The organism is Tissierella simiarum (assembly GCF_018917865.1).
Taxonomy (GTDB): domain Bacteria; phylum Bacillota; class Clostridia; order Tissierellales; family Tissierellaceae; genus Tissierella_C; species Tissierella_C simiarum.
In genome coordinates, this window is sequence record NZ_JAHLPM010000027.1 from 1 (window position 1) to 16,637 (window position 16,637).

At 28.6% G+C, this 16,637-nt stretch carries 15 protein-coding genes; 11 read left to right on the plus strand and 4 right to left on the minus strand.

From position 1 onward, the window contains the following. The 5 genes from KQI42_RS19375 to KQI42_RS19395 form a co-directional block, all read left to right on the plus strand. Positions 1 to 696: hypothetical protein (locus KQI42_RS19375; protein ID WP_216522169.1), on the plus strand; the 696-nt coding region annotated here is incomplete at its 5' end. Between the two features lie 409 nt (positions 697 to 1,105). Further along, positions 1,106 to 1,516 carry a phage holin family protein gene (locus KQI42_RS19380; protein WP_216522170.1) on the plus strand — a complete coding sequence of 137 codons (411 nt, stop codon included), beginning with the start codon at positions 1,106 to 1,108 and terminating at the stop codon, positions 1,514 to 1,516. A 103-nt stretch (positions 1,517 to 1,619) separates the two neighbouring features. Beyond that, positions 1,620 to 2,381, plus strand: coding sequence for an N-acetylmuramoyl-L-alanine amidase (locus KQI42_RS19385; protein ID WP_216522171.1), 762 nt, complete (start codon positions 1,620 to 1,622; stop codon positions 2,379 to 2,381). A gap of 122 nt (positions 2,382 to 2,503) precedes the next feature. Continuing rightward, the gene (locus tag KQI42_RS19390; RefSeq protein ID WP_216522173.1) at positions 2,504 to 2,704 is read left to right on the plus strand and encodes an alpha/beta-type small acid-soluble spore protein; all 201 of its coding nucleotides are present in this window, start codon (positions 2,504 to 2,506) and stop codon (positions 2,702 to 2,704) included. Between the two features lie 162 nt (positions 2,705 to 2,866). Next, positions 2,867 to 3,097 carry a DUF2164 domain-containing protein gene (locus tag KQI42_RS19395; RefSeq protein ID WP_216522175.1) on the plus strand — a complete coding sequence of 77 codons (231 nt, stop codon included), beginning with the start codon at positions 2,867 to 2,869 and terminating at the stop codon, positions 3,095 to 3,097. A 77-nt stretch (positions 3,098 to 3,174) separates the two neighbouring features. Here KQI42_RS19395 and KQI42_RS21550 read toward each other — a convergent pair whose 3' ends face one another. Continuing rightward, the gene (locus KQI42_RS21550) at positions 3,175 to 3,309 is read right to left on the minus strand and encodes a hypothetical protein (protein ID WP_281420527.1); all 135 of its coding nucleotides are present in this window, start codon (positions 3,307 to 3,309) and stop codon (positions 3,175 to 3,177) included. 159 nt (positions 3,310 to 3,468) lie between these two features. On the opposite strand from KQI42_RS21550, the gene KQI42_RS19400 reads away from it, so the two are divergent. Then, on the plus strand, positions 3,469 to 4,281 hold the full coding sequence (locus KQI42_RS19400; protein ID WP_216522177.1) for a L,D-transpeptidase: 813 nt from the start codon (positions 3,469 to 3,471) through the stop codon (positions 4,279 to 4,281). Positions 4,282 to 4,420: 139 nt separating this feature from the next. Here the strand turns inward: KQI42_RS19400 and KQI42_RS19405 are convergent, their stop codons facing one another. Next, positions 4,421 to 4,600 (minus strand): hypothetical protein, encoded by a 180-nt coding sequence (locus KQI42_RS19405; RefSeq protein WP_216522179.1) that lies wholly within the window; start codon positions 4,598 to 4,600, stop codon positions 4,421 to 4,423. Next, complete coding sequence (locus KQI42_RS19410; protein WP_216522181.1) at positions 4,590 to 5,936, minus strand: tetratricopeptide repeat protein; 1,347 nt, start codon at positions 5,934 to 5,936, stop codon at positions 4,590 to 4,592. The genes KQI42_RS19405 and KQI42_RS19410 overlap by 11 nt, the downstream gene beginning before the upstream one ends. A gap of 450 nt (positions 5,937 to 6,386) precedes the next feature. Between KQI42_RS19410 and KQI42_RS19415 the strand changes: the two genes are divergently transcribed. The 3 genes from KQI42_RS19415 (at position 6,387) to KQI42_RS19425 (ending at position 14,247) form a co-directional block, all read left to right on the plus strand. Next, positions 6,387 to 9,365 carry a collagenase gene (locus KQI42_RS19415; protein WP_216522183.1) on the plus strand — a complete coding sequence of 993 codons (2,979 nt, stop codon included), beginning with the start codon at positions 6,387 to 6,389 and terminating at the stop codon, positions 9,363 to 9,365. 125 nt (positions 9,366 to 9,490) lie between these two features. Continuing rightward, positions 9,491 to 12,598, plus strand: coding sequence for an immune inhibitor A domain-containing protein (locus KQI42_RS19420; RefSeq protein ID WP_216522184.1), 3,108 nt, complete (start codon positions 9,491 to 9,493; stop codon positions 12,596 to 12,598). A gap of 29 nt (positions 12,599 to 12,627) precedes the next feature. Further along, the gene (locus KQI42_RS19425) at positions 12,628 to 14,247 is read left to right on the plus strand and encodes an S-layer homology domain-containing protein (RefSeq protein ID WP_216522185.1); all 1,620 of its coding nucleotides are present in this window, start codon (positions 12,628 to 12,630) and stop codon (positions 14,245 to 14,247) included. Between the two features lie 30 nt (positions 14,248 to 14,277). Here the strand turns inward: KQI42_RS19425 and KQI42_RS19430 are convergent, their stop codons facing one another. Then, the gene (locus KQI42_RS19430; RefSeq protein ID WP_216522186.1) at positions 14,278 to 14,871 is read right to left on the minus strand and encodes a helix-turn-helix domain-containing protein; all 594 of its coding nucleotides are present in this window, start codon (positions 14,869 to 14,871) and stop codon (positions 14,278 to 14,280) included. 177 nt (positions 14,872 to 15,048) lie between these two features. Here KQI42_RS19430 and add point away from each other — a divergent pair, with 177 nt between their 5' ends. Both add and KQI42_RS19440 read left to right on the plus strand, forming a co-directional pair. Continuing rightward, positions 15,049 to 16,074: an adenosine deaminase gene (gene add, locus KQI42_RS19435; protein ID WP_216522187.1), complete on the plus strand. Its 1,026-nt coding sequence runs from the start codon at positions 15,049 to 15,051 to the stop codon at positions 16,072 to 16,074. 46 nt (positions 16,075 to 16,120) lie between these two features. Beyond that, positions 16,121 to 16,633: a DUF3267 domain-containing protein gene (locus KQI42_RS19440; protein WP_216522188.1), complete on the plus strand. Its 513-nt coding sequence runs from the start codon at positions 16,121 to 16,123 to the stop codon at positions 16,631 to 16,633. Positions 16,634 to 16,637 lie beyond the last annotated feature (4 nt).

The following is a 16,637-nucleotide window of genomic DNA, read 5'->3' on the forward strand; positions in this document are numbered from 1 at the left end:
GATGGCAAAAACTTATTAGAAACCTCTATCAAGTCCAAAGGTGGAAGGGTTTCTAAACAGGGTACAGTTGCTACATTTAATGAATTAGATTTAGGGATAAAGTCTATAGAAACAGATAAAACAGGAGATGCCACAGCAGTAGCAGGAGATATATTAAGTGGTAAAACTGCTTATGTTAAAGGGAAAAAGTTAACAGGTACTATGCCTAATAGAGGAAGTTTAGCACAAACTATAACGACACAAGGAGGACAATATAATCTACCAAGTGGATATTATAGTGGTGGATATATTAAAGCACAGTTTGCAAATTTAGTTGCAAGTAACGTTAAGGCTGGTATCAACATTGGTGGTATAACTGGTAGTTATGAATCTAAATTAAGCTTTCAGTATAAATATTTTAGTACATCGGGTACAGAAGAGTCTACTATTACTTTTACTAAACATCCTAGCTCTCCAATATTTATAGCTCATATTGGTTCCGTAAGTATTGGAGGAGGACAATATGGGTGGTTTGCAGGTGTTAGTAAGTTCTGTGATGAAAAAGGAAATACAGTAGCAGATATAAGAGAGTCAAATGGTACTAGTATATATGCTAGTGTTTCTGTAAGTACTGATGATAGAAGCTGTACTGCCAGAGCATCTGCTTCTGGGGATAGTAGATGGTGGGGAAGAGTAATGGTTGTTTATGGCATTTAAAAATTTTGCTTGGCTAAAATTAGTAGCAATCTTTCATAAAAAATTTATTATTATGAAAGATAAACTATTAAGTAAATTAGTGTAAAAATTATATCTTTTATAGATAGATTATCATAAAATAAAAAAATTATGCAGAAATAATAGAGTGCTATAATATAGTCTATTATAGTAAATATCTAGGAAACTAATTAATCTCAGGAAAACATGGATATACTCTATTAAAATATAAAGTAGCAAGGTTTAAATAGAATAATTAGAAACTAATATAATAAATCAATTATTATAAGAAATAAAAGAATTACAGTAAGAAATAGTGGTGACGTAATGTGAATTATCTGAAATAGGTTTTATAGCAAAATAGGAAGGGCTTTTTTTATGCCCTTCTTTACTATATTTTTGGAGGAATAAGATGAATCATAAAACAATTTTTAATGGAATTATAGCAACGGTAGGAACAGGATTAACTTACTTAATTGGAGGATGGAATACCTCATTGAAAATATTAGCTATATTTATAATAATGGATTATTTAACTGGGATAATGAATGGATTTATTAATAAAAAATTATCTAGTTCAGTTGGATTTAATGGACTTCTTAGAAAAGCTGCTATATTTTTTGTAATTATAATTGCTAATCAATTGGATATAGCAGTTAGCAATGATAACAGCTTATTTAGAACTATGGCTTGTTATTTTTATATAGCCAATGAAGGGATTAGCATAACAGAAAATATAGCTTTGTTAGGTATACCACTGCCAGAATTTATAGTTAAAACGTTAAATAAGCTTAAAGAAGAAAGTGATGACATTAAAGAATAAAAAATATTTTATTTAAATTTTCATACGACCATAGTAAAAAAAGGTACCTTTTTCTATATATTAGGCAAAGGTACCTTTTAATATTAAATTAGGAGGTTTTATTATGGTAAAAGTATTTTTAGACCCAGGGCATGGAGGTAGTGATCCAGGAGCATTAGGAAATGGCTTAAGGGAAAAAGATATAGCTTTATCAGCAACATTGAAAATAGGAGAAATCCTAAAAAATCATAATGTAGAAGTATATTATTCAAGGACTACAGATGTCTTTGTAGATTTATCTGAAAGGGCTAGAAAAGCAAATAATATTGGTGCAAATATTTTTGTCTCAATACATTGTAATGCATACGATGGAACTGCTAAAGGTGTAGAAACTTATAGTTATCCAGGTATCGTGCAAGGTGCTAAATTATCCAAAAATATTCTTGATAGCATAATTGCTAGTGGAGTATATACATCTAATAGAGGAACTAAAACAGCCAACTTTGCAGTATTAAGAGAAACTAATATGACAGCTGCATTAGTTGAAATGGCCTTTATAGATAATGCTCAAGATGCTAATATACTAAAAAATAGGCAAAATGATTTAGCCAAAGCAATAGCAAAAGGGATTTTGAATTATTTAGGTATACCATATAAAGAAACGCCAAGTGGATTATATAGAGTTCAAGTTGGTGCTTTCAGCATAAGGGAAAATGCTCAAAAATTGGTATATGAATTAAAAAATAGAGGATATGATGCTATAATTGTTGAAGTTGGAGGCTTGTATAAAGTTCAAACAGGAGCGTTTAAAGAAAGAGAAAATGCAGATAAACTTGCAAGCCAATTAAAAGCTCATGGCTATGATGCCATAGTTGTATACTACTAATCAAAAGACCAGTTCAATCTGGTCTTTTTTTGTTTTAAATTTCTTTAAATTACCTTGTATTTAAAATCGCTTATTTATACAAAATAAGATATAAACAACTTTAAAATTTTGAGGTGATTTATATGGGTAAAAGTCCATTAAATCCTAATGCTAGAAAAGCATTAGATGAAATGAAAATAGAAATAGCTAATGAGTTAGGATTACCTGATACACTTTCTAATGATAATCCAGTAGATAATATATTTACAGCTGGACCAGTAGGCGGAGTTATGACTAGAAAGTTAGTGGAAATGGGAGAAAAACAATTAATAGATAGAGAATAGAGAAAATAAAGGTGACTAGGCATTTAGCCTAGTCACCTTTATTTTTATAGATTTATATCATAAATAACTACATAAGGAGATGAAAAGAAATTTCCTTGAAATATATAATATTATTAGATAATATTATACTTAGCAAAAGTACATATAAAAGGAGTTTTTATAATGGGTAATAAAATTAAATTAAGCAAAGAAAAGAAAGATAAAATGATTTCAGCTATTAAAAATTATTTTTTAAATGAAAGGGAAGAAGACTTAGGTGATTTATCAGCAGCTTTAATATTAGATTTTTTTATAAACGAAATAGCACCTGAGTTTTATAACCAAGGAGTGTATGATTCCTATAATTATATGAATGAAAAGATTGAAGACCTATTAGGAATTCAAAAATATTAAGATATAATGAAATAATTATTAGAAAGCCACCCTATAAAAAATAATCGGGGACTAGCCCCGAAATACTAAAATTTTAATTAACATCTATTATTGCATATTGGACCACAGAACAAAATTACCAATAGTAGGAAAAAGAATAATAAAGAATCGCCACCACAGTCTCCGCCACCGAACAAACCACCTAATAGACCACCACGTTGATTATCACTCACTAACAACACCTCCAAATTAGGATATAAAGTTTTTTAATCTCCATAATAGATTATGCTGAAACTAAAAAAGTGTTAATGAAATTTTTAAATTTTATTAAAAAAACATTAAACTCCCTGCTTCCATATGAATAGTATATAAAGGAAGGAGGGACTATTTTAATGAACATTAATAAAACGCTTAAAAAAATTGGAGTAATAACGGTGATTCTTTTATGTTTCCTCGTTAATATAGGTTATGCTGAATCACAAAAAAATGAAGAAATCCTAAAGGGATATATAAGTAACGGATATGATGAAAAACAATTAAAACAAAGAAATACCCTATTAAGATTTCAAGCAGAAAATAATTTGACTGTAAATGGTATTCTTGAAGAAAGTACTAATGAAGCATTAAATGAAACGAATAAAGTAATAGTAGATATTCTTCCTAAGGAAGTTATGGAAGAAAAATGGTTTATTGTAATCAATCAAGATAAGAAGATACTAACAGTATACAGTAATGGAGAAATATACAAAAAATATCCTGTAGCATTAGGGAAGTCGTCTACACCTACTCCTAATTATAAGTTCACTATAATAAATAAAGCTAAAAATCCATATTGGGGAGGAATGGGAGGTAAGTTTAAACCAGTAAAAGGTGGAGCCCCTAATAATCCTTTGGGAAAGAGATGGTTAGGTCTTTCTACAGAAAAACATACTGGATATGGTATACACGGAAATTCTTCTCCTTTTTCCATAGGAAAATATATATCCAATGGATGTATTAGAATGATAAATGAGGATGTAGAAGAATTATTCGAATATATGCCGACAAAGACAAAAGTTTGGGTTGGCACAGAAGAAATATTAGAAGGATGGGGCGTAAAACAGGATATAAAATATGAAAAAGTAGAGAAAATGGTTAGGAAAGTTGATATAACAAAATTAAAATGTGATTTTATTGAGAATGATGAAAATAAAGAAAAAGAATAGGAATTTAACAAGAAATTATAATGAAAGAACTAATAGATTTAATTTTAGGTAATCTTATAATTAAAAATATTTTATAAATAAAAGGGATATTTCAAAATGACTAGAAAGTCATCTTGAAATATCCCTTTATTATATATTTTTATTTTTTTAATATTGAGTAAAATGTACTAGTTGGCATTACAGGATCTGGTGTATGTCCAAATGTAAAGATTGGCATTACAGGATCTGGTGTATGCCCAAATGAAATAAATCCTAAGTTCAAATTAAATAATATTAATGTTAAAGATATGAAACCTACTAATGCTTTTTTAATTTTCATCTTCTTTTTCCTCCTCATTATTAGTTATTAAATTTTCTATTAACTGTAAGGCTTCATTTTCACCTTTATTAATTATATGAAATTCTAAAGTTTTTAGTATTAAAAGAATATTCTTATCTAATGGAATATCTAATAAAATATCTTTATGATTTTTAATTAATTCGAATATTTTTTTATAATCCAAAGATTTCTGATAAAGATCAAATATCTGTAGTAAATTTTCTTTGATTATTTCATTTTGATTATTTTTTCTAGCATATACTAATGATTCGTTATAGTACTTTTCTGCTAAGTCAAATTCATTTAAATAATTATATATGATAGCAATTTGATTATATAATTTGGAAGGATAGTTCGAGTTTATATTTAACTTAGAAATATTATCTAGAACTTTATTAATGTATTCGATAGCTTTATCTTTGCAATTCATTTTTAAATATATTTCTGCACTATTAACATAGACTAAACATAAATCTTCTAAATTTTCTTGTATATGTAGTATATCTAATGCCTTATTATAACTTTTTAAAGCTTCATCATATTTTTTAATCTCTAAATAACATAGCCCTTGTAGAATGAAAGTTCTTACTAATTCTTTATAGTTCGTACTTTCAATGTATTTGAAGTATTCTGATGTTTGTTCTAAACACTTATCTATTAAATTTAATTCTTTATAAGCAAGAGCATTATTATAGTGGAGAATACCCATATGCTTTCTAGGTATATCTTTCTTATTTAAAAGAGCATAATCACATAAATTAGTAGCTTCTTTATACCTATTTGTAAAAATACACATTACTACTAACTTTAATACAAGCTTATAACGAAATTGTTTATTGGGATAATTAAAGGTATGTTCCCATCCTTTAGAATAATAATGATATCCCTTAGAGTAGTTTCTTAAATTATAGTAAATATCTCCTAAAATTTCATAAATTCTTATTTTCTTATCCACTAGATTCCATTTGTTTAAAAATGTCTCTATTTCATTTATATACTCTGTTTCAATGTTATAGTCTTTAGTTGATATAAGGTTGTCCAATTCTTTAATATATAAATCGGATTGTTTTTTTGCATCATATCTATCGGGATTGAAAATATCTTCAGGCTCAATAATAATATCTAAACCTTTATCTTCCATAATCTTATTAATATTTCGACAAATTAGCTTAGCATTATCTTCAGTAAGAGGAGTCTTATTGTTTTCAATAATACTTATTAAATTCCTCGTAATCTCTCCTCCTGTAATCTCATACTGTTTTAATCCCAACTCCGTTCTTATTCTCTTTAAGTTTTCCCCAATGGATAAATTATTACATTTTACCATTATGCTCATTCCTTTAGAAAATAATTGTATTTGGTGGTTATTTTACCATATGAAAGTATTTTTGTAAATGTTTTTGTTTTCTCATTTTTCTACAAATTAATACAAAGTGTAGTTAAAAATTCATATTTAATTTTATTAGTTCAATTATAATGATTTACTTTTTATATTAGTGGACATTAATGTAGAAAAATGAATTTAAAAAAATAACAAAAATCTAAAAATAGTACTTGCTACATTCAAAATACTGTATTATAGTAATATTAAAATAAAGCGATAAAGTATTAATGAAATTAAAAAAATAATCGTATTTATTTAGTGTAAATTTAATATGAACATAATTTAATGGCATAGATATGAAAAAATATTATCTAGAAAAGGAGGTGTTAAGAAAATGAAAACTTAATTTATAAAAGGGGAGTTAACTTTTACACTAAAATATCCTATAGGAGGAGTTATTGTATGAAAAAGTTGAAAAAGTTAGCGATTCTAACAGCCTTAGTTTTAGCTTTATTGTTAAATTCTTTTTCTTTGGTTTTAGCGGAAGGACAGAAAGGACAAGCTTTAGATAATTATACTACAATTGAAACATTAAGAAGAGAACCTTTAGGAAGAATACCTAGTGCTTATGACTCACAAAGAAGTGTTAATTATTTCAGTGCAGAAGAAGCAGTTCCATTATATTTACCACCAGATAATGATAATGATAATGAAATAAATAATACTATAATGAACCCAAGTATTTCTAAAGATGTTCAGACCTACACCTTTGCCGATTTAAATAAACTGAATAATAATGAATTAGTAGATTTGTTAGTTACAATAGAGTGGGATCAGATAATAGGTATTTTCCAATATAGTGATGATGCTTATAAGTTCTATAGCGATAGAAATCGTATGCAATTCCTAATAGATGCTCTTGCTGATAGAGGAAGTCAATACACATCTACTGATAATAAAGGAATCCCAACACTTGTAGAAGTTATAAGAGCAGGATTTTATTTAGGATTTTACAATAATAATTTGAGGTATTTAGACGATAGAGAATTCCATGATAAATGTTTACCAGCTTTAGTAGCAATTACATCAAATCCTAATTTTAAATTGGGAACGATGGCACAGGATAGTGTAGTTGATTCTGTAGGAGCATTAATTGGAAACGGTTCATGTAATGCTGAAGTTGTAAAGAAGGTTACACCTATAATGCAGCAATACATGTCTAATATTGATACCTTTATAAAAGATAATTCAAAAGGAAAGGCCATCTACAGTATTATACGTGGTATTGAATATGATATTAGTATGTATACCTATTATGAAGCAAAAGTGCTTCCTAAGGAGACACAATGGTATGGAGAAATAGACGAATTTATAAATAAAATTGGTGAGATTGCCTTATTTGGAAAGGTAACTTCAAATAATTCCTGGCTTATAAATAATGGAATTTATTGTATAGCAACTTTAGGAAAATATCATACTTTTGAAAATAAGGGGTTAGAAATTTTAACACAAGCTATGAATATGTATCCATACTTAGGTGAACAGTTTTTTCAAGCAGTAAGTGGGATCGTATACAATTATAACGGAAAAGACATAAATGGAAATGTAATAGATTTAGATAAATTAAAGAAAGAGGGAGCACAAAAGTATTATCCCAATATATACAACTTTGATGATGGTAAGATTGTTGTAAAGACTGGGAGTAGAGTGACTGAAGAAAAGGTAAAAAGACTTTATTGGGCTTCTAAGGAAGTAAGTTCCCAATTTTTCAGAACAATTGGCAGTGATGAAGCTTTAGAATTAGGCAACAAAGATGATGTATTGACAATCATTATATATAATGATCCTGATGAATACAACATAAATAGTGTATTAAACGGATTAGACACTGACAATGGAGGAATCTATATAGAAAGCTGGGGAACCTTCTTTACCTATGAAAGAACTCCTGAACAAAGTATATATACTTTAGAAGAATTATTTAGACATGAATTTACCCATTATTTACAAGGTAGATATGTAGTTCCTGGAATGTGGGGAGATTCTGAAATATATTATAACGATAGGTTAACTTGGTATGAAGAAGGGGGAGCAGAACTATTTGCAGGTTCTACTAGAACTTCTGGAATTTTACCTAGAAAATCTATGGTGAGCAACCTTATATATACATCTCCAGCCAACAGATATAATGTATCACAGACATTACACTCTTCCTATAATGATGGGTTTGAATTTTATACCTATGCTTGTATGTTATTAAATTATATATATGATAAAGACTTCTATATATATGATAGATTAACTAATTATATTAAAGGAAATGATGTAACAAATTATGATAACTACATCAAAACTTTAAGTAATGATACTAATTTAGATAGAAAATATCAAAATTATATGCAAGAATTAGTTGATAGATATGATAATCTAACAATACCTTTAGTTTCAGATGATTATTTAATAGAACATCCAAATAAAAACTTATCCGAAATCCAATCAGAAATCACCTCTGTATCTAATATTACCGATGTTAAAGTCACAGAACAAAAATCACAACTATTTAATACCTTTACCATAAGTGGAACATATACGGGAGATTACTCATTAGGTAAACTTAACGACATGAACAAGATGAATGATATCTGTGATAATTTCCTATATGAATTAAATAAACTTGACTGGAGTGGCTACAAGACCGTAACCTGTTATTTCACGAATCATAGAGTAAACTCTGAAAATAAATATCAGTTTGATGTAATTTTTAGAGGCTTGCTCCTTGATGATGAAATAACTAATCCTACAGAAAATAAGTTACCTATAGCCAATCCAAATGGACCATATACAGGAGTTGTAGGAGAAGATATAAATTTTAGCAGCAATGGCTCTAATGATCCTGACGGGATTATAGTATCTTATCTATGGGACTTTGGAGATGGAAACGTTAGTGAAGAGGCAAATCCAGTTCATGTATATACTTCATCAGGAAACTTTACGGTTTCTTTAACGGTAACAGATGATAAAGGAGCAATTGATATTAAGAATACTACTGCAACGATTATAGAGTCCCCTATAGGAGAAGAAGGTATAACTAAAGAAACTGAACCAAATGATGATTTTGATGAAGCCAACGGATCTATAATTTTTAATGTATCTGTGTCGGGGGAAATTGATCATAATGATGGGTTAGATGTATTTTACTTTGACGTAGCTAAACCTGGAGAAGTTGAAATTAACGTAACTAAACATGGAGATGGACGAATCAACTGGTTAGTATATAGTGAGTTAGATTTAAACAATTATATAGCCTATCCTCAGCAAAATGAAAATAATATGTTAAAGGGAAAATTCAACGTACAACCAGGAAGATACTATTTACAAATATATTCTATAGATGGTGCTACTGCTAAGTATAGTATTAATATAAACTATAGTACTAATTGAAACCTTAGATAGTTATGGCTCTAGATTAATAAAGATGTATTCTGAAATATAAAGTTAATCTAGAGCCATTTTTAATTTAATATTGCTAAATATTAAATAAATATATTAAAAAGGGGGATTATTTTATGAAAAGGAAAGAGAAATTATCTAGCATTATAATTTTGTTACTATCTTTAGTTATTTTTACATCTAATGTATATGCAGTTGAAAACTTTAATAAAAATATTGCCACAGGGGAATCTAAGATAGTGTCAAAGCCACTAGTAATACTAATGGATTATGCAGATTATAGCCATGAAGAATTGGATAAAAAGGAAGATTGGAGTATAAAAGGCTTAAAAGGTTCTGATTATACCCCAGAATTGTTTGAAGAAATGCTCTTTGGAGAAGACACATATATAGGTTCAGATGGAAAGGAATATATGACATTTAATAAGTTTTATAAAGAAGTATCTGGAGGAAGTTATTCTATTAAAGGAAAAGTTGCTGGTTGGTATAAAGCTAAAAATGAGGCAGCATATTATGGTGCAGATAGAAATAGAAATTACAGTGATCAGGATGAAGCTTTAGAACTGGTTAAGGAAGCTATACAAGCTGTAGCAAAAGATTCAAACTTTAATTTATCTGATTTTGATATAGAGAATAAAAGCGGTGAAGGAGATTACTTTAAACCTGACGGAGTAATAGATACAGTTATAATAATCCATCCTGGAATTGGAGAAGAGTGGGGAGGCGGAAGTTTAGGAGAATCAGCTATATGGCCATTTAGAAGAGGATTTACTTGGTATTACGATGATGAAATGAAGGGTGAGTACTATAAAATAGAGGATCATGAAGGAAAAGAGTGGTTATTTGATGATTTCATTATAGTAGCACAGGATTCAGCATTGGATTTATTAATTCACGAATATGGACATGTGTTAGGATTACCAGATTTATATGGATCTAGTGGAAGTAACCCACCAGTTGAATATTGGTCCATTATGGGTGGAAGCTATACAGGAGAAAGTATAAAAGGATCTATGCCTAACTGTTTTGGAGCATATGGTAGAGAATATTTACAAAATAGTTTTGAAGAAAAGGGAATACAGACAAATTGGATGAATCAGAGAGTTATTAACTTAGAAGATATTGATCAACAAGGAATAGATATTGAGTTGAATCAAAGCAGTTCAAGAGGTAGTGGAGTAGATACGGTTAGAATTAATTTACCAGAAAAGACAACCACAATAACGACACCATTTAATGGTGAATTTGCATATTTTAGTGGCAATGAAAACAATTTAAGAAATTCAATGAAGACAACTATTGATTTAAGTAATTATGAGAAAGCAGAATTAAAATTTAAAACCTGGTATAATATCGATCCTGGATTTGATTTTGCAACGGTGAGAGTAAATGAAGTAGGAAAAGAAGATGAATGGGAAACTGTTGAAGGAAATATTACTACTACAGAGGTAGATGATTGGCTTATTGACAATGAAACAGAAGAGGAAATAAAAGAGAGGAATCCAGGTCATGGAATTACAGGAGATTCAAACGATCAATGGATTGACGCAGATTTTGATTTAACTAAATATTGTGGTAGTAAAATAGACCTAACATTTTATTTCTGGACAGATACCAATACTCCAGGGAAAGGAATTTATTTAGATGATATAAGAATAATTGCTGATGGAGAAGAAATATTTTTTGATGGTGCTGAAGGGGAGACTAGAATAAAAAGTGAAAGAGGAGCAATAGAAGAAATAGAAGAGACTAAGATAGCAGAAGAACCGAAACCTCTAGAAGAATCTGAAGTAGAAGAAATGGAATCAGTAGAAGAACTTAAAGAAGAAGGGAAGGATATAAATGAAGTTGAAGTAGGAGTAGAGGAAGAAACAAAACCAGTAGAAGAATCTGAAATAGAAGAAAATGAGAAAGTAGTAAAAGAGATAGAAACTTATACTAAAGATGGATTTGAATTAAATGGTTTTACAAAATCTAATGGTGTAGAAAAGTCAGAACACTATTATTTACTTGAATGGCGTAATAGTCAAAAAGGAAAAGTTGATGAAGGATTAGCACATATTAATACATTTTGGAAAAATATTGGTTATGATCCAGGACTCTTAATTTGGTATATAGATACTAAATGGGTAGATGATTATGGAAAACCAGATCAACAAGTAGAGGATCATCCAGGATACACTTTTGTAGGCATAGTAGATGCAGATCAAAATCCAATAATATGGGAAATGCCTAATGGAGAATGGGGAATAGATTCTAGGGCAGATTTTATCATGCATGATGCAGCTTTTAGTTTAAGAGAACAAAAAGAGTTTACTCATACTTGGAGCAATACTGCTGTAACTAAAGATAATTATGTTTTAATGAATCCTGAATTCAATGATAATAAAGATTATACCAATCCTTCTAATCCACAAACGGGACTTCAATTATCTAAATATGATTTGAAAATTCTTGTTACAGAAGAAAGCCAAGATAGAAGTAAAGCAAAGATTCATATTATGAGAGGCAATAAAGAGAATGTAAATGTTGATTTTAATAATGATGGATTGACAATTAATAGTATTAAGGTAGAGGATGGAAATATTATTATTGATGCAAAAAATAATAATTCCTATGAAGATTTAGGTGATAAAGCATATATAGGCTATATTATGAAAGATAAAAATGATAAATTAATAGAACAAAAAGGAAAGTTAGAATTAATAGATAGAAGATATATAACTTCTACTGACTTTATCAATGGTATAGGAGGAATTTGTGAAGTAAACTTTATAATTCTTGAAGATAAATTGGGTAATACAAAAGCTTTTTATAATTCTAACGTACATTCTGGTTATGGAATGGATTTAAGCGGCGGAAATATAGATATTTCAGAAAGAAAGCCTATACAAATAATAAAGATTACATCAGTTGATAAAATGGGAAAAGAAAAAAATGAATTTGATCTAGGAAATACCATATTTGTTAATACGAAGATAAAAATATTAGAAGAAGAAAACATAAATGAAGGAATAGTGATGATTGAAATTAAAGATAAAAATCAAGTTCCTTATGCTTCAAGGTTTGTGCCTATAAATAAGAATATTACAGAGTATTCATTAGGATTCAGTACTTATGGACTAGAAAAAGGAGAACATACAGTTGATATTTATGTTTGGGATAGCTTAATTAATATGAAACCATTATCATCAAGTAAGTCAATGAAATTTGTGGTGAAATAGAATAGGTTATATATGAAGGGGGTGCAAAGATGTATAAAAGGATTATTTCTATCCTGATGATGATTGCATTATTGATGATATCTACTATTTCTGTTTCCTATGCAAACAAAGGAGAGTATTACCTAAACTTTAATTTAGATAAAGAAATTTTTTATACTGGAGAATACATAACAGGAAAAGGTATAGTAATGCATGAAAGTAAAGGTGCCAAAAATACAGATATTTCCGTAGTAGTAGAAGATATAACTGGACTATCTTTATATAAAATAGATCAATATACTACACAAGAAAATGGAGAGTTCTTTATAAAATTTAAACTGCCATTAACCTTGAAACCAGATAACTATGTAATTAAGGTAAAAGCATTTAATAATATGGAAGAAAGAACTTTTAAACTTATAAATAAAGAAAATCCTGAAGAACCAAAAGAACCTGAAAAGCCTACACCGTCAACATCTGAGACAGAAAATAAAGTAGGAAAAACTAATATATCAAAAAGCCCATATAAAAAGGAGATTGATTGTGGCTGGCTAACTATATCGAAAAATGAAATAGGAAAGACTGTTGCATTAATAGAAGTAAAAAAAGAAAAGATAGAAAAACAAATATCTAATAAGAGTACTGAAAAGCTAGTAATTAGAGGAGACATAAAAGAAGAAGTAGATGAAATAATTGTTAGGATTGAATCCAATTTTATTTCTCATATAAGTGAAAACAAAAAAGAATTAGAATTTATAATTAATGAATTATTGCTAAAAATTGAAGCTAGTGTATTAGATGTTAAAGATAGTTATTTTATAGAACTAAGAATTAATAAAGATAATGAAATTTTTTCTAAAGAATTTACTCAGTTTTCAAAAGTATATGGGATGAGATTTGTATCCATTAAAGGAAACAAGGTAAATGATATTAATATTGAAAATCCAATATACATGGCAATTAAATATGATTTAGATAAAGACAGCAATTTTGAAAAAATCGGATTATATGTGGAGGATAGTACGGAAAAATTTAAGTTTGTAGGAGGTAAAATAGATAGGGACGGAAGGATAGGAAAAGAGATAAAAATTCCTGGGAAATATGTTGTATTACAATACGATAAAAAGTTTAAGGATGTAGATATAGGTTGGGCTAATAATGCTATAGAAGTCTTAGTATCTAGAGATATTATAAATGGAGTAGATTCTATGAACTTTAAACCTAATAACACAATAACAAGAGGAGAGTTTTGTAAAATCTTAGTAAAAGCTCTTGATTTAAAGCCTGTGAATAGTAATATAATCTTTAAAGATATTGTTGATAATCAAATGTATTCTGAAGATATAAAAGTATTGGCAAGTTTAAACATCGTTGATGGACATAACGGAAGATTTAGACCTAATAATGAAATAACTAGAGAGGAAATGGTAGTTATTATTGTTAGAGCATTAAATCATATAGGATATGAGAAAGATAATATTGATAAAGATTTAAAATTTATTGATAAAGATAATATATCCTCATGGGCGAAAGAAGCAGTATCAATGGCTAATAGTGTAGGAATAGTAGAAGGAATAGATAAAAAAGAATTTGCTCCTAAATCAAAAGCTAGTAGAGCAGAAACAGCAGTAATGGTTTATAGATTACTTAAAATTTCTAATTTATTTTAAATACTGAGGCGTATTATCGCCTCAGTATTTTTAAATATTATGATTTTTCTGTTTTAAGTTTTCCCTTAAATCTAATATTTTAGGTGAATAGGTACACAATATTTTAACCAGTTTACTTGTGTGATTATCCCAATTATGTTTAAGTTCAGATCGAATATGTATACTATCTCCAGGATATAGTTCATATCTTTCGTTATCAACGAAAACAGTTAAAATACCTTCCAATACATAAACGAATTCCTCGCCGCTATGAGAATAAGGTACAAGTTCTTCGTTAGTGTGATTTGGTAATATAGTTATCATAAATGGAGATATATTTTCACATTCCATATCATTTCCCAAGTTAGAATATATAAATCGAGAGTTTGCAACAAGAGATACTTTATGTTCAAAGCTACGTAAAATTCTGTTTTCATTAGCAACAGGAGGGTCGAAAAAAAAGCTTAAGTCAACACTGAAGGCATTTGCTATGCTTTTCAATGAAGATATAGCCACAGAAGTGAGCCCTCTTTCTAGTTGGGAAAGATATCCAATAGATAAATCTGTTTTTTCACTCAATTGTTTTAAGGTCATTTTCTGGGAGAGTCTTAACTCTTTTATTTTTTCTCCAATTTCTTGTCCCATAGTTATTCAGCTCCTAATATTAATTCATACATCAAATCAATTTTACAAAAGATTATGAAAGATATCAAGGTAAATTATCTAAATGTTTGACATTAGTCTGGATGAATAATATTCTATAGTTAGAAATAATAATAAAGAGCTATGGTTTAAGAGAGATATAATGAAAGGAGCAGGTTTATGAAAGAAATTTTAAAGAAGATACCTAAAATAGAATTACACTGTCACTTAGATGGAAGTATAAGACCAGAAACCATGTATGAACTATTACTTAAAGAAGGAGAAAAATTAGAAGTTAAAGATATTAAAGAATTTGAAAAACTAGTAAGTGTTAGAGAAGAGTGTGACTCTTTAAAGGAGTATTTAAAAAAGTTTAGTTATCCATTGAAGGTTGTGCAAAGAGGAGAAAATATAGAAAGAATTACTTATGAGCTTTTGGAAGATTTAAGTAAACAAAATGTAAAATATGTTGAAATAAGATTTGCTCCATTTCTTTCTATGGAAAAGGGACTTAGCTTTGATGAAGTTGTAAGTAGTGTATTGAAGGGAATGGATAGAGCCAAAGAAGAATTCAATATATTATCTAATGCCATCCTTATATGTATGAGATATGATAGTGGGGAAAACAGTTTAAAAGTAGTGGAATATGGAGAGAAATATCTTGGGAAAGGAGTAGTAGCTGTAGATTTAGCAGGTAATGAACATGATTTTCCACCTGAGATACATAAAGAGGCTTTTCAATTAGCTTATGAGAAAGGATATAATATAACTATACATGCAGGTGAAACAGGGATCGTAGAGAATATACCTAAGTCTGTAGAATTACTTCATGCAAAAAGAATAGGTCATGGAATAGCGGCTATAAAGGATCCAAAGGTTATGGAACTATTGAAAGAAAAAAATATATTTTTAGAGATGTGTCCTATTAGTAATTTACAAACAAAGTCAGTAGATTCTATAGAAGATTATCCTATAAGAACATATTTAGAAGAAGGTATAGGAGTAACCATAAATACTGACAATACAACAGTTTCTAATACCACTTTAGATAAAGAATATGAATTTTTAATGGATAATCTAGGATTTTCTATAGAAGATATAATTAAGCTTATTGATAACTCTGTTGAAGCAGCTTTTCTCCCACAATCGGAAAAGGAGTATTTAAGAAAAATAATAAAGGAAGAATTGAGTATATATAAATTATAATTTTTAAAGGGTCGAAAGACCCTTTGGTATAAAAGGGGTAGATTTATTGAAAGAGGTCATAGTGGATCTAAAAAAAGTAAATATAACCTATATTAGTTCCTTATTAATTTCTTTTGTTATATCATTTTTTATACAAAGAAAAATATATAATCATCTATTTTTTAAGTTTAATTGGATTGGAATTATATACATAGCTATAATTATAGTAATACATGAAGGTCTACATGCCTTAGGATTTATAATTTTAGCTAAAGCTCCTAGGGATAAAGTAAAGTTTGGTTTTCATAAACAATATTTTACACCTTATTGTGCCTGCAATGACTGCTTAATCACCAAATTTGGATATATAAGTACGTTGTTATTACCAAGCGTAATACTAGGTATAGTTACAGTTATATTTTTATTTTTTACTAATAATATTTTTTGGAGCATAATTTGTGGTTGGGTAGTAGCTAGTGGAAGTGGAGATTATTATATGGCATATTTAGTATCAAAATATGAAAGTCATGTAAAATTTATGGACCACCCAAAAGAACCTGGATTTTTTGTATTAGAGTAGGATA

Coding starts and splice junctions, on each gene's coding strand:
- KQI42_RS19390 (WP_216522173.1), top strand. CDS start 2,504: ATGGGTAAAAGTCCATTAAATCCTAATGCTAGAAAAGCATTAGATGAA.
- KQI42_RS19380 (WP_216522170.1), top strand. CDS start 1,106: ATGAATCATAAAACAATTTTTAATGGAATTATAGCAACGGTAGGAACA.
- KQI42_RS19420 (WP_216522184.1), top strand. CDS start 9,491: ATGAAAAGGAAAGAGAAATTATCTAGCATTATAATTTTGTTACTATCT.
- KQI42_RS19400 (WP_216522177.1), top strand. CDS start 3,469: ATGAACATTAATAAAACGCTTAAAAAAATTGGAGTAATAACGGTGATT.
- KQI42_RS19410 (WP_216522181.1), bottom strand. CDS start 5,936: ATGAGCATAATGGTAAAATGTAATAATTTATCCATTGGGGAAAACTTA.
- add (WP_216522187.1), top strand. CDS start 15,049: ATGAAAGAAATTTTAAAGAAGATACCTAAAATAGAATTACACTGTCAC.
- KQI42_RS19425 (WP_216522185.1), top strand. CDS start 12,628: ATGTATAAAAGGATTATTTCTATCCTGATGATGATTGCATTATTGATG.
- KQI42_RS19395 (WP_216522175.1), top strand. CDS start 2,867: ATGGGTAATAAAATTAAATTAAGCAAAGAAAAGAAAGATAAAATGATT.
- KQI42_RS19415 (WP_216522183.1), top strand. CDS start 6,387: ATGAAAAAGTTGAAAAAGTTAGCGATTCTAACAGCCTTAGTTTTAGCT.
- KQI42_RS19430 (WP_216522186.1), bottom strand. CDS start 14,871: ATGGGACAAGAAATTGGAGAAAAAATAAAAGAGTTAAGACTCTCCCAG.
- KQI42_RS19405 (WP_216522179.1), bottom strand. CDS start 4,600: ATGAAAATTAAAAAAGCATTAGTAGGTTTCATATCTTTAACATTAATA.
- KQI42_RS19385 (WP_216522171.1), top strand. CDS start 1,620: ATGGTAAAAGTATTTTTAGACCCAGGGCATGGAGGTAGTGATCCAGGA.